Annotated in this window: 12 protein-coding genes and 1 pseudogene; 4 read left to right on the top strand and 9 right to left on the bottom strand. The window is 42.6% G+C overall.

Annotated features, from left to right (window positions below; genetic code table 11):
• Positions 1 to 6: 6 nt before the first annotated feature.
• Complete coding sequence (locus NST94_RS06725; RefSeq protein WP_076125410.1) at positions 7 to 1,230, bottom strand: Ger(x)C family spore germination protein; 1,224 nt, start codon at positions 1,228 to 1,230, stop codon at positions 7 to 9.
• Complete coding sequence (locus tag NST94_RS06720; RefSeq protein WP_339281807.1) at positions 1,227 to 2,741, bottom strand: spore germination protein; 1,515 nt, start codon at positions 2,739 to 2,741, stop codon at positions 1,227 to 1,229. Before NST94_RS06720 ends, NST94_RS06725 begins: the two co-directional genes overlap by 4 nt.
• Positions 2,742 to 2,886: 145 nt before the next feature.
• Here NST94_RS06720 and NST94_RS06715 point away from each other — a divergent pair, with 145 nt between their 5' ends.
• Positions 2,887 to 3,990, top strand: a complete 1,104-nt coding sequence (locus NST94_RS06715) for an endospore germination permease (protein ID WP_339281806.1) — start codon at positions 2,887 to 2,889, stop codon at positions 3,988 to 3,990.
• A 292-nt stretch (positions 3,991 to 4,282) separates the two neighbouring features.
• On the opposite strand, the gene NST94_RS06710 is transcribed toward NST94_RS06715, so the two are convergent.
• The gene (locus tag NST94_RS06710) at positions 4,283 to 4,696 is read right to left on the bottom strand and encodes a zinc ribbon domain-containing protein (RefSeq protein ID WP_076125416.1); all 414 of its coding nucleotides are present in this window, start codon (positions 4,694 to 4,696) and stop codon (positions 4,283 to 4,285) included.
• 286 nt (positions 4,697 to 4,982) lie between these two features.
• Between NST94_RS06710 and NST94_RS06705 the strand changes: the two genes are divergently transcribed.
• Complete coding sequence (locus NST94_RS06705) at positions 4,983 to 5,201, top strand: PspC domain-containing protein (RefSeq protein ID WP_038569266.1); 219 nt, start codon at positions 4,983 to 4,985, stop codon at positions 5,199 to 5,201.
• 59 nt (positions 5,202 to 5,260) lie between these two features.
• Positions 5,261 to 5,953: a PspA/IM30 family protein gene (locus NST94_RS06700; protein ID WP_076136267.1), complete on the top strand. Its 693-nt coding sequence runs from the start codon at positions 5,261 to 5,263 to the stop codon at positions 5,951 to 5,953.
• A gap of 28 nt (positions 5,954 to 5,981) precedes the next feature.
• On the opposite strand, the gene NST94_RS06695 is transcribed toward NST94_RS06700, so the two are convergent.
• The 4 genes and pseudogenes from NST94_RS06695 to NST94_RS06680 all read right to left on the bottom strand — a co-directional run.
• On the bottom strand, positions 5,982 to 6,692 hold the full coding sequence (locus NST94_RS06695) for a DNA alkylation repair protein (protein WP_076192961.1): 711 nt from the start codon (positions 6,690 to 6,692) through the stop codon (positions 5,982 to 5,984).
• Positions 6,693 to 6,714: 22 nt separating this feature from the next.
• Positions 6,715 to 7,332 carry a DNA-3-methyladenine glycosylase 2 family protein gene (locus tag NST94_RS06690; RefSeq protein WP_339281805.1) on the bottom strand — a complete coding sequence of 206 codons (618 nt, stop codon included), beginning with the start codon at positions 7,330 to 7,332 and terminating at the stop codon, positions 6,715 to 6,717.
• A gap of 183 nt (positions 7,333 to 7,515) precedes the next feature.
• Complete coding sequence (locus NST94_RS06685; RefSeq protein WP_339282130.1) at positions 7,516 to 8,187, bottom strand: VWA domain-containing protein; 672 nt, start codon at positions 8,185 to 8,187, stop codon at positions 7,516 to 7,518.
• Positions 8,188 to 8,298: 111 nt separating this feature from the next.
• Positions 8,299 to 8,814, bottom strand: a pseudogene (locus tag NST94_RS06680) (TerD family protein); the annotation flags it as partial.
• A 111-nt stretch (positions 8,815 to 8,925) separates the two neighbouring features.
• On the opposite strand from NST94_RS06680, the gene NST94_RS06675 reads away from it, so the two are divergent.
• Complete coding sequence (locus NST94_RS06675) at positions 8,926 to 9,582, top strand: 3'-5' exonuclease (RefSeq protein ID WP_339281804.1); 657 nt, start codon at positions 8,926 to 8,928, stop codon at positions 9,580 to 9,582.
• A 70-nt stretch (positions 9,583 to 9,652) separates the two neighbouring features.
• On the opposite strand, the gene NST94_RS06670 is transcribed toward NST94_RS06675, so the two are convergent.
• Both NST94_RS06670 and NST94_RS06665 read right to left on the bottom strand, forming a co-directional pair.
• The gene (locus NST94_RS06670) at positions 9,653 to 10,609 is read right to left on the bottom strand and encodes an HD domain-containing protein (RefSeq protein ID WP_036680004.1); all 957 of its coding nucleotides are present in this window, start codon (positions 10,607 to 10,609) and stop codon (positions 9,653 to 9,655) included.
• Positions 10,610 to 10,806: 197 nt separating this feature from the next.
• Complete coding sequence (locus tag NST94_RS06665) at positions 10,807 to 13,104, bottom strand: FMN-binding protein (RefSeq protein WP_076185392.1); 2,298 nt, start codon at positions 13,102 to 13,104, stop codon at positions 10,807 to 10,809.
• Between the last annotated feature and the right edge of the window lie 27 nt (positions 13,105 to 13,131).

Raw genomic sequence — 13,131 nt, 5'->3', positions numbered from 1 at the left:
CTGACTTCACTCCTTGATTTTTTCAAGAAAAGAATTATCTGTGAGACCCACGCGGTTAATAACTGCTGAGGCTTTGTAATGGATGGGCAATGATTTAAGGTAATCGTCACCCTTTTGTTGCTGCAGCTTTGCCCAAGCTTTAGGGCTGGCATGGTAGATCGATTGTCCGAATCCCATAATATCAACATTGAAACGATCATTTACATGCTCCACAGTTTTTTGCATCCGCTCTATAATCCGCTCCTCTGTTTCCTTTTCCAAACGTTTTATAGTACTTTCCGATTCCAAATTTTCTACACTTTGCACTTCTTCAATATTGCAAAGCGTCTTAACACTAAGGTAAATATGCGGCTCCCCATTAATGATTTTCACTTTGCGTTTAGTTGTAGCCTGGATCGCTTCGATTACAATGGGCTTTCCGTCTTCCCCTGCGATCGGGCCAGAATGTGCGGTTACCTTATCGTTAATATAATTGTAACCAATCGTTTCTCCCTCGGTTAGCCAACCGATCAACTTGTCTTTTTTGAATACAGCTACAGTATGGTATTCCAATCTTGCCTTAGGCATTGTTCGCTCTACATTGCTTTTGTCCTCTCCATCTTTGGGATCGCCTATAATTTTCACTCCGGTTAGCACAGGATTCTCGCCTTCAGACAATAAATTCTCAATAAAATCATCCAGTGTAACAGCGACTGTTTTTGCTGAATCTTTATAAGAATTATCCAAGGAACTAAATAATTTGTTCGCTGGTAATTTATCCATAGGTGTAAGGACATTCAAGACATTGCTGGCGGTTGTATCTCTGGCAACCATAACGTAGAAATCCATCCGGGGTTCCCGACTTCTTTTAAATACATCGAGTATCTCACCCACTCCGGTGCGGGCAAGCTCCTCCCCAATCACCAACACCCGGATATGACCGAGATAACTTGACCTAGAGCTATCCAGATTCAGCTTACGCAGCGCATCATAAAACGTAGGTACAGTAAATTTATATACAACCACTGGGACTCCACTGCCTCCCCCTCCTCCATTCGTTTGGGAGGAAATCGCAGATGGAATAACGACCTGCATCGAAACGGTATAACCTTTTTCTGCCTTGTCAATCCCTATCCCCAAGACAAAAGCTATCTCATTCAGCTCATTTCTTTCCCAACAGCCGCTTAGCACTAACGTAAATTGGAGGGCTATCATTAATCGAAGAACGCCTCTAACTAATTTTTTATTCATTTTGTTGGTTCCTTATCACTGGATGTGCTTTGACGAAACAGGTTCTGCGTCTTATTCTCAGCAGGCCTTGTCTTTAAAAACGGCCACGGAAAGCGAAAAATAGAGTCTTTTAAATCTTTGGAATTATACGGTCCGAGCGGACTCATATAAGGCATTCCGAAAGAACGCAGACTCGACAAATGCAATACGATGATGAAAATACCGAAGAGAATTCCATATAATCCGATAAATCCGGCCAAAGCTATAAGCACAAAACGGATCATCCGCGCAGCAATAGACATTCCTGTCTCCGGAATAACAAAACTAGAAATGGCTGTTAGCGATACAATAATGACCATTGCGGATGAAATAAAACCCGCTGCTACCGCGGCTTGTCCTATCACCAGCGTTCCGACAATGGAAATCGCCTGACCAATATTTTTGGGTATCCGCACCCCGGCCTCCCGCAAAATCTCATAAGTCATTTCCATGATCAGCGCCTCAACAAAAGCAGGAAAAGGAACACTCTCCCGCTGGGCAGCTAAACTGATTACAAGATTGGTCGGTATCATCTCCTGGTGATAGGTAGTAATCGCAACATACAATGAAGGGGCAAGCAAAGTAATAAAAAATGAAATAAAACGAACTAATCTCAGCAATGTTCCAATATCGGCCCTTTGGTAATAATCCTCAGCTGACTGGAAAAATGCCACAAAAAATGTGGGCACAAGCAGTACAAAAGGAGTTCCATCAACAAGAATGGCCACTTTTCCTTCCAAAATACCCGCTGCAATCGTATCTGGACGATCACTGTTGTATACGGTAGGAAAAGGTGTAACTGCCGTCTCTTGAATAAACTCTTCAATATATCCACTCTCGAGAATACTGTCCGTATCTATTTTATTCAGACGGCGCTTTACCTCTTGTACCAGTTCCTTATTCGCGATGTTACTTAGATACATAATGGATACGCTGGTTTGAGTCACCCTTCCGATCTGAACGGTTTCCAGCCATAAATGGCTATCTTTGATTTTTCGCCGAACCAGTGCCGTATTCGTCCGTAAATTCTCAGTGAATCCTTCCATTGGACCCCGAACAACCGACTGTGAGCTAGGCTCCCCTACATTACGATCTTCCCAGCCTGGTAAGCCGATCCGCAGAGCGCTGGATAACCCGTCAAGCAGCAGCATTATATTACCGGACAATAAATGATGAATAAATTGGCTGTAATCGTCAATGACGGCTATATCGCCGGCTATTAATATCTGTTTCTTAATCATCTCAAACTTCTGCTCGGGAGAAAGCCCCCTCAGCTGTTCATAAGGAATGTGTTCCTGCAAGGAATACAAAATTGAATTATGCAGCACCTGAGTATCCACAAGACCATCTATGTAAACCAAAGAAATATGAGTGTTTTCTTCTATCTGCAACTCTTTTATGACTACATCAGAGCTTTCACCCATCAATTGGTACAAATTAGCAATATTAACTTCCAACCGGCTTGATAATGTACCAATCTCCGTATCTTTCATGATGCAACCTCCACTTCTCCATTGATAGATGAGTATAGTTTGATGTTAATTATGATAATTATTCCTTCGGATTAAAAAATCGGAATGGCATAATTCTGGTAACTACAACCATACTAAAACTAGTCCAATAAATTTGAGGGGGTATATGAGTTTGGAGAAAGATCGAATTAGTACCAATCAAATGATTATACTCGGGCTATTCACATTTATTGGGGATATGGCGCTTGTGTATCCGGCGTTAATGATATCAGGAGCGAAACAAGATGCATGGATTGCTGCTTTGATTAGTATTCCCTTGGGTCTAGTGACCATAAAACTGCTACTCTGCTTAGCAGACCTTGAGCCGAACAAGAATATTATCGAGCTTAGCCTACAAATTTTAGGGAAATGGATCGGATCTGCTGTAGCCTTGTTCTATTTAGTGTTCTTCCTGATTGCCGCCGCCACTTACATAAGAGAAATTGAAGATTTCATGTGTACACAGATTTACGAGAAAACACCCGGTGGGGTTATTCGTTTCATGGCCATTTTCCTGCTGGTATATGGGGTACGACTTGGCCTAGAAACCTTGGGCCGGGCAGCTCAGCTTTTTTTCCCTTTATTTGCAGTTTTTTTAATCGGTCTGCTGCTCCTGCTGACCCCCGATGTCAAAATGGAACGTTTATACCCCATCTTGAACACACCAGTACCGGACATGCTTCATACTTTGATGTATGGTGTTTTTTATCCTTTTGGCGAATTGTGCGTGTTTCTAATGATATATCCTTATGCTCAGAAAAATAGTAAAACAAGCCGGGATATTTTCATAGCCTTGATCATCGGAGCTCTGGGCCTTAACCTCATCTTATTGTTTTCCCTTACCGTTCTAGGTGTTTACGCTTCTGAACATCAATTTTATGCCGCTTATATTCTTGCTCAAAAAATTAATATTGCTAATTCTCTGCAACGTATTGAAGCGCTTATGGCTACAGCATGGATTATCAGCACGTACTTCAAAACAGCAGTTTATTACTATGCTTTAACCTTAGGTACAGCCCAATTATTTAAACTCAAAAGCCACCGTCCTCTGATCATCCCCACTGGATTTTTGTTATTCGGTATGTCACAGCTGATTGCCAAAGACATCATTTTCTATGTGAAGGAGATCCCCGCCTACTGGGTAGATTGGGATTTCACCTGTGCATTTGTTCTGCCGCTTATGTTGCTAATTGTGTATCAATTTAAGAAACGCCACGCTTCTAAGGTTTAAACGACACTAGATTGTGAATAAGTGAAATTAAGATTGTAGATACGAATCCCGCTTAATGATCTAATTACGCTCCGCTAAAATAATTGGGGAATTTCTCCCTGAAATTCACAAAGTGAATATTCCGCCGCCCAACCTAATGGCATAGAATACTTTGTGTGCGTAGCCCATAGTCTATTGGCTAAAGCAAGAATCCGCTTATAGACTATTTACTAAAAAAGAAGCTGCCTCATAAGTAGTATTCACTACTTTTGAGACAGCCTCTTTGTTCATAAGTTTCTTGTATGAAGTAACTCTATTCCTTCTTATCCAAAGAAAACGACGATGGAGTTACATCACTGACAGGTTCTTTTGCCACTTCAAAAGTGGATCCGCAGGCCGGACAAAAGCGTGCCTCGATCGCCACATTCCCACCGCATGCTTTGCAATGCTTTACATCGGACAACTCAGCTATTTGCTGAAGGTTCGTCTCAATCTCCGCCTTCAATTCGAGAATACGATTGATATTAGTCTCGATTTGCTCACTTGGCAGTGGTCCTGCACCTTGAGTTACGGCTTCAAATAACAGTTTGCCCATGACCTGATACTGCTGGTCAATATCATTTTGCTTACCGTTATTTTGCAGCTTCAACCGGTTAATCTCCACCACTGTTTTTGCTTTATTCCCAGCCTCGCTTACCCCTGCTTTTACTTTGTTAAAAAAACTCATATTCAGCCCCCAATTCCGTAGTAGTCATATATAAGCATATTTCGACACCGCCAGAAGTATTCCTTTCTTTATTGTACCTAACTTCGTCCATGGTTTGTAGCCTATAACCGATTTACTAACCCTTTCCCCGCCTTCCTGCGGGAACGAACCTCGACTCAGGTCTGGTATACAAAACCGCCTCCAGGCCGTTTTTTCGCATGCAAAAAGACATTAGAATGAGTACATAAGCAAACGGGTTGCAGGATTCAATAACAATCACACCCATACGAGAGGAAGAAAACAATAAATGAAAAAATTATATCGTTCCCAAAGTGATCAGAAGATAAGTGGTTTGTGCGGAGGTCTTGCTCGTTGGTCTGGTATTGATGCTACAGTAATCCGGCTTGTTGCTGTTGCCGCAGCATTGTTCAGCTTCGGAACTGTACTTATCTTCTACGTCATCGCTAGTATCATCGTTCCTAAAGAACCTTTTAACAGCTTTTCAGATGGACATGATTTCTATTAATTAATCGTCGTTTAATACAAGCCAGCCCTAATATAGCCATAAAAAAGGAGAGATAGAACATGAGTCTATTAAAAAGAATTTCCACAATTACTAAAGCAGCCCTACACGAAGGTCTAAATAAATTAGAAAACCCGGTATTGCTGACAGGTCAGTATTTACGTGATCTTGAAAATGATATTGCTAAGGCGGAACGCAATGAGCGTGATCTGCAAGTTACAGCAAGTGTGTTGGAACGCCGCAAGCAAGAATATACTCAGTTAGTAGAGCAAAGTGAAGCCGAAGCCGTTCAAGCAGTTGAGCAAGGAAATGAAGAAAGAGCTCGCCTGGCACTCATAGCCAAGTTACGGTACGTGGAACAGCTGGAAGAGTCCATAAATAGTCAAGTACAAACTAAGCAATCCCTGGCAGAGCTTGAGATCAATATCGCTAGAGCTAAAGAAGAGCGTGAACATCTCAAAGCGAAAAGAACTGAGCTTATCGCTCGCGCTCAACAAGCCACAGAAACACTCCACTCAGCTCCACGTAGTTCTACGAAAGGTCTAAATGTAGGATCAGCTTCGCAAGGCTTCGAACGTATGGAAGAGAAGATTTTCGAGTGGGAAGCATTGGCGGAAAACTCCAAAAATAAATTCAATACAGGTACAGGAATAAGTCCTTCCATCGATCCTAACCTGCGTAGCGCTGTTGACATCGAAATCGAGCGAATCCGCAACCGTAAAACTAACACTGAAGTAAACACTGAGAAAAAATAAATAGGACAATAAACCCCTTATTACTCAGCTATTGTGCTGAATAAGGGGTTTGTTTTTTACTTCTTTTCATCCCGCGAATCCATTTTTTCGTTTCCGGATCCACGCGATAAGACTCCGTGATTTTCTGCAAAGCCTTGTTGTAAGTGAAATCATCTAAGCTGTTGTTTCTCAAATAACTCATCGTAGGCTCTGGCAATTTCACATAACAAATCGAAAGCGCCCAAGAAACCGCCATTTTTACATAATAGCCTTCATGACTGACCTTATCGAGCAATGGTAAAATCCGGCTGATATACGTTTCTTCAATAAAGAAATTAAGCAGCATTACCACAGCAAATCGGATCTCATATTCTTTATCTGATGATAAGTACGGCATTATAAACTCCCATACCCGTTCTTTATTCTTTACGGTAAACTTCAGGCTTGTGCAAAAGCTATCGCATACCGACCAGTTATCGATTCTGGGAATAAAGTCAGCGATATAACGTAGGATTTCTTCAAGATCTGTCTTCACGTAGCCAAGCACCATACCTTGCAGCATCACTTCTTCAAAATAATCTGTCTCGGCATGCTCCAAATAGGCTCTCCAATCACCCTTTGCAATGATTTTGGCAAGCTTGCGCAGTTCCGGTAGCCTGACGCCTATAACATTATCTATCGTCGGAATTAAGGCCGCAGAAAACTTTTGGTAGTCCACATCTGCCAAATTCAATAGCTGTTCTCTTATTGTTTTTTCCATAGTAGTACTCCTTACCCGTCCATTATTCAAATGAAATTTCCCATAAATATATAGAAGCCACAGAACCCAAAGGAGAATAGTTTAGCCGGTATTGTTCAAATTGATCTTTGGTAAGCTTATCAAGTCCATACAGCTTCATCATCCCCCGACGAATCGCAATATCTCCCCAGCTGACTACATCCCGTCGTTCCATAGAATGGATTAACATCATTTCTGCCGTCCACTTGCCAATGCCCTTTAACGTCATAAGTTTTTGTATAACCTCTTGATCTGATAACCCAAGCAATTCCTCCAGCTTAAAATCACCCTGAGCGACCAAATTGGAAATCTCATGGATACATAGTGCTTTTTTCATCGTCATCCCACAGCTTTGAATCTCATCCGCCGTATGTAAGGCTAACTGCTGCGGAGTGATGTCTCCGAACTGAGCCAACATTCTGTTCCAAATGGTCCGAACCGCTTTTACTGAAATAAGCTGTCCTACTATAGCATAGATAAGCGCAGTAAAAAGATCCGGTATAATTACACGTTCCACCCTGCCCATCCGTGCCATAGCTGCGCCAAGTACTGGATCCACACTTCGGAGATAATCTATGTCTTCTTGCCCATAATCAAAAAACTTAGTAATTACGCTGCTCAAAGTGTTTCCTCCCGTATCTGATAGGGATGACCCTAATCCTAATATACAATACCTATTTGGCAGTGTACGGATTGTTGAATAGAATAGCAAGATAGCGAAACTAAAAAAGCCATAATACCTCCTAAGATAGGTGGTTATGGCCTATAGTAACGCACAGGCTTATTCATTTTCAGTAATGTATTTTTATGTTCGCAGGATTCTTTTTTCTTTCGCTGCGCTTAGCCACAAGGGGAATTCATTCAGCAGCTGATCATATAGATCTTCATCAGTCACCTTTTCAATGTTGTCCAGATGAATAAAATTGGCGTTATCCACCAAACGGCCCTTCATCGTATCAAGTTGCTTCAATACTTCAAAATCCGAGTTACCGATTCCGACAAACTGCCAGAAAATCGGTTGGACCGAAGCAGCCATAATCACATTTTTAGTGGATTTCACTACACCACCATCGTTAATAAATATGATAAATACTGGTATAGAATCGGGTTCTTCCTCCGTATATTTTTTAATGATATCCTCCATTACTGGCGGTTCATTATTGCGGCCAAACTTATGAATGGTACGATTATTTAAAATATGTGTAAACACATATCTTCCTAATTCCTGCTCTGTCACAGGTGGCAGCCGGCTAAACTCCGTATCGTACACCCAAACATCTAACGATTGGTTATCATCAAATTTGCAGGCAACGGCTAATATACGCTCAACTACTTCTTGAACGGTTCCATTATTATAAAGATTTCTCATAGATCCTGTAATATCCAGGACAACGCCTACCCTTGCAATGACTCCTGTCAGATTCTTTTTTTCTAAGGTAATCTGAACAATTTTTTTACGTAAATCAATAGAGGACAGTACATTCTTCTCTTCATAACGGATCGTCTCTAAAGGCAGGGATAACTCAGCTGTGGCCGCTACCTCAGGGTTCCCTTCCTCTTCTTCAATAACGAGCCCATAGTTTGTACATAACGCAGCCAATCCTCCCTCAAAGCCACTACCAATAGCACTGAATTTCCACTCTGGGCCATAGCGATATAGCTCTCCAACCACAATAGCTGTCTCCGTCGACAGGTCAGAGCCATACTCGAAAACGAATAATTCCTCACCGCTAGCAGCATCCACTAAGCGTAGATAAGGAGAGGTTACTTGCTTCATAGAGTGTCCTAATTTTTCTCCTTCATAGATCGTTAAAGTTAAAGCTATTCTAGTAATATCCTTAGGAAGTTGAGAAAATGTAATGGCGATAGCTTCTTTATCCCCTTGTTGTAAGACAGAATGAGTTACAGCTTCGTCTATAGACAACGGATTACCATAAAAGATAAAGTTCTCATCGCGTTCGCAACGGTTCTGTTCTGACAGTAAAAAAGCAGCAGAGTCTATGCCAATTCTAGTATCAGCAGTCATCCACCCAAATTTCAGCAAAAGCTTGTTCACGTTTCTCCCTTTCGTAATATCCACCTTTTGCCCCTTTATAAGCCGCACTCTATCATCTCCTTATTTTTACTGAACAGCTCATTGTGATTCACTAGATTGTATTTATCATTTTACTACTTTAATATGAAACGTATATATGATAGATAAGGAGCTTTACGAATGGACTTTATAGCAATTGACTTTGAGACCGCGAACTCCAGTCGATCCAGCGCATGTGCCTTGGGACTTGTGGAAGTTAAAGCTGGAAATATAACCGCAGAGCATTCTTGGCTAATTGACCCGCAGCAGCGGTTTGATGGCATGAACATTTCGATACACGGCATCACGCCATCAATGGTAATCGGGCAACCTACTTTTCAAGAGCTGTGGCCCACCGTTGAACCGTTACTACACGGACAAATCGTCGTGGCGCATAATGCTGCTTTTGATATGAGTGTCCTGCGTTATTGTCTCGATGGAATGTCCCTGAGCTACCCAAGCTTTCAATACTTATGTACCTATTTATTAGGCAAAAAAATGCTGCCCGACCTGCATTCCCATAAACTTAATGTAGTTTCCGAGTTTTTCGGCATTACGCTAAAGCACCATGATGCCTTGGATGACGCACGCGCAGCCGCTGCAATTCTAGTAAAACTTATGGAGCAGGAGGAGCACTATGATCCTCTATTGCTCTCTGCCAGTCAAGGATATACTAGCGGAACGATGTTTGCCGGCGGGTATACCCCATTTTCCACTCGCGCGAAAAAGCCTGCTAAGAAACAAGGCACTAAACATAAACCCTCCATTTATAGCAGCCGCGCCACTTTGTCCAAATAACCAAAGAACATCAAAAACCCCCAACCAGCTGCTTTCTGCTGATTGGGGGTTTGGTTTTACAGGGTATCTCTTAAATCTTCAAACGATACACAGCCTTATTCTCTAGACCTCTGATGAACGGTGTCCATTCCTCGGTCTCCGGTGTGGTGTCCAAGGCATCCTCCACCATTTGCAGCTTCGCATCCATCGCATCGATATGATGCAGAGCGACTGCCTCAGCTGTCTGTGGCTGAACAGGACTACCCCATTCGCCCAAATTATGATGTGACAATACGAGATGCTGTAACGCCATAACCTTTTCCGAATTCAAATCAATATCTAAACGGATAGCCGCTTCCGTGATCCAGTTAGACGCCATCGAGATATGGCCAATCAACTTGCCCTGAACGCTGTATTCCGAGACAATCCCAAGCTGGGAGACCATCTCCTCCGGCTTCGCGATATCATGCAGAATGATTCCTGCCTTCATTAGATCTGGATTCAAGAACGGACGCTGCTTGCACAGAAAATCACCAATCTCCAGCATACGCACCATATGATAAGCAAGTCCGGCAAAATAAGCATGATGATGTGTTTTGGCTGCCGGATAATGCATCAATTTCTCTTCCACTTTACCCACACAAAAAGAGACAATCGAAGCAATTTCCGGATCTGAAATACTTGCCATAACCCCTTTAATCGTATGAATAAGGTCTACTGGACGAATTGGGGCAGAACGGATGAAATCCGTAAGTGCAACACCATCCTCATCGTTAACCAACCTGATTTTAGTAATTTTTATTTGTAATTTCTCACGATAAGTATGAGCAATCCCGCGTACCTTCACAAGCGCCATAGGAAAAAAAGTTTCTTTATCGGTTGTGCTGGCATCCCAATATTTCGCAGATAATTGTCCAGTGGAATCCCCCAGAACGATGTCAAAATAATCTTTTGGAGGAGTGCCGTTCGTTTGTTTAATTGCCAGCTCTCTTAAAAGATAAAAGCCAACAAATTCATCTTGTGGAGCGAGCTGTTTAATTTGTGTCATGTTGGAGCCTCCTATTAATAACAGGCTTTTGGCCTGCTCTCTATATTAAACTTTAGACACTCACCTCCAAAATCCCTTTAAATCACTATACGATCTATTTTCATATTTATGTACAAGCCAAGAATATTTGAAAAAGGAGGCTACTCCCCGGCCATATTCTGGCACTGGAATATCCTCCTTTTATTATAAAACGATAATTATTTACCAGCCGATTCAAGCGCTGATTTAATAGCTTCTACCGCTTTAGCGGATATTTCTTTCTCTGCATCATTTTTTCCGAAGGCTGCTGGACGGTAACCATATTTGTGCAGGCTGTATCCGGTCGATGTCGACTCGATTTCACCTTTCACTGCCAGCTCCGCGTCCGTTAACTGATTGATTGTTCTTACACTTCCGTTTTTATCCAAATAATAAACAAGCATTTTGACAGGAACACCGTACTCTACATTCACCATAACATTTACAAGCTTATCGGCACTTACACCAATGAAGATTCCATCGAAATAAGCCGCTTTATTAGCTTCTACAACCTCAGCTTTTCCGTATGCTCTATCCACCGCAGTCTTCAAAGCCACGCTGCTGCTGGTTGCACCAGACACAGCATCTACTTCCTGCACACCTTCTCTAGTCCCTGCTGCGAGGAAGCTAGCCGTCAACTGAGGAATTGCTTTTACCACCTCAGGGTAAGCAGCGTTCCCTCTATCTACAAGGTTCATTCCTACACGGTACAAGGCTACATTTACGATTTTGCCGTTACGCAGGGTAACGTCTGCTCTGTTCGTTCCTTTATCATAAGCATCACCAAATGCAGTAAAGGTTCCGTCTTTATAGGTTCCTTGGACTTTGGATGCATTGTTCAAAGCATCTGTCAGTGCTGCTTTAGCTGCTGCCGACAATGCTTCTTGGCCTGTAATATCGGCCATTTGCACACCTTTTTCTAACAGCCCGGATGTGAGTGTAGCTACCCATCCTTTTTGTTCTGCACTCAGTTTATCGTCAGCAATCAGCTTGCCGTCAGCTCCAAACAGACTTACTTTAATGCCTGTTACCGCATCTGCATCAACATCAACTAGCAGCAGTACTTTTGATTGGTTATCTACTCCGGCAAATTTGCCGTCAAAATATTGACCTTCAGCAGGAACCTTCAGCGCTTTCTCAAATGCTCTTTCTACAGCTTGGTTCCAGCTGTGACTGCTTTCCGTAGCTCCGGAAATTCCGTCAACCTTTTCATCATAGTTAGCGATATATGAACCATTCGCTAGCAGCTTAGCTGTCATAGGAGCATTTGCTTTTACTACTTCCGCATAAGCTGTTGCCCCTCTGTCAATCAGGTTGTTGCCAAGTCTAAACAGCTTCACATCAACCAACTTACCGTTGCGAATCACGATGTCGGCTCTTTCAACGCCAACACTTCTTGCCGTACCATAAGAGGAATAGAATCCGTCTACATAAGCAGATGTATTGTTGATTATTGCATTCTGCTCAGCATCCCAGAAAGCGTTAATCGCTGCTATAAAGTCGGCTTCAAGACCTGCAACAGGCTGTGCCTCTGTTCCTTTGGCCAGCAAGGCTGGAGCTATAGCTGCAACCGCTGCCGCTTGCTCAGCTGTGTAAGCTTTCTCCTCAATGAAATCACCAGCGCTGTTCATAGGATACACTTTAACATCTGTAAGCTTGTTGGATTCGTAGGTCGCGAATACAGAATATTTACCTGTAGGATCTACGCCCATATGAACTCCATCAAAGTAAACGGCATTTGTATCTTTCACTGTCAGAGCTCTTTCAAACGCTCTATCTACAGACAATTTCCAGCCATTACTGGAGCGGGTAGCTCCCGAAACAGCATCAACTGCCGCTGCTCCATCTCTTGTTTTGCCAAGCAATCTATCCTTCATCAATCCATAAGCTTGCCATAAAGCACTATAATTGTTACGAGCATCTCTATCAATCAGCTTAGGACTGGTTCTCAAAAGCTCAATGCTAGTAATTTTACCATCTTTAATTTCGATCTTGGCACCTTCCGTGCCTTTGGAGTATGCATCGCCATAAGCTACGTAAACTCCATCTTGGTATACGTTTTCATTAACTGTAACAGGCTTTGCTGTAGCCACAGGCTTAACAGTTTCCGCCGGTACTACTGTCGCTGCTGGTGCAGCGGTTGCTTTTGGGGTTGCTACTGGTGCTGCTGTAGCTTTTGGGGTTGCTGCTGGTTTGGCTGTTGCCTTTGGTGTTGCTGTTGGTTTTGCCGTTGGCTTTGGCGTTGCTGTTGGTTTTGCCGTTGGCTTTGGTGTTGCTACTGGTTTTGCCGTTGCTTTTGGTGTTGCTGCTGGTTTTGCCGTGGGTTTTGCTGTTGGTTTTGCTGCCGGTGCATCCGCTTCTTCGGAGGCTGCCGATACTGCATCCACCTTCAAGTTTACAGCAGGCACATTAAGTGTGTAAGCAAACGGCGCTAACAATATAGCCGCGCTAACCGTTAAAGAAATTAGTTTTTTCAATGAAAATTCTCCTTTACCAAACCCCAG

This window comes from Paenibacillus sp. FSL H8-0282, from assembly GCF_037963825.1.
Taxonomy (GTDB): Bacteria; Bacillota; Bacilli; order Paenibacillales; family Paenibacillaceae; genus Paenibacillus_AQ; species Paenibacillus_AQ odorifer.
This window is presented reverse-complemented; position numbering and strand designations above follow the sequence as displayed.

What these genes read in the sequence shown, in the direction of transcription:
- NST94_RS06725 (WP_076125410.1), bottom strand. Translation starts at nt 1,230, where the DNA reads ATGAATAAAAAATTAGTTAGAGGCGTTCTTCGATTAATGATAGCCCTC.
- NST94_RS06720 (WP_339281807.1), bottom strand. Translation starts at nt 2,741, where the DNA reads ATGAAAGATACGGAGATTGGTACATTATCAAGCCGGTTGGAAGTTAAT.
- NST94_RS06715 (WP_339281806.1), top strand. Translation starts at nt 2,887, where the DNA reads ATGAGTTTGGAGAAAGATCGAATTAGTACCAATCAAATGATTATACTC.
- NST94_RS06710 (WP_076125416.1), bottom strand. Translation starts at nt 4,696, where the DNA reads ATGAGTTTTTTTAACAAAGTAAAAGCAGGGGTAAGCGAGGCTGGGAAT.
- NST94_RS06705 (WP_038569266.1), top strand. Translation starts at nt 4,983, where the DNA reads ATGAAAAAATTATATCGTTCCCAAAGTGATCAGAAGATAAGTGGTTTG.
- NST94_RS06700 (WP_076136267.1), top strand. Translation starts at nt 5,261, where the DNA reads ATGAGTCTATTAAAAAGAATTTCCACAATTACTAAAGCAGCCCTACAC.
- NST94_RS06695 (WP_076192961.1), bottom strand. Translation starts at nt 6,692, where the DNA reads ATGGAAAAAACAATAAGAGAACAGCTATTGAATTTGGCAGATGTGGAC.
- NST94_RS06675 (WP_339281804.1), top strand. Translation starts at nt 8,926, where the DNA reads ATGGACTTTATAGCAATTGACTTTGAGACCGCGAACTCCAGTCGATCC.
- NST94_RS06670 (WP_036680004.1), bottom strand. Translation starts at nt 10,609, where the DNA reads ATGACACAAATTAAACAGCTCGCTCCACAAGATGAATTTGTTGGCTTT.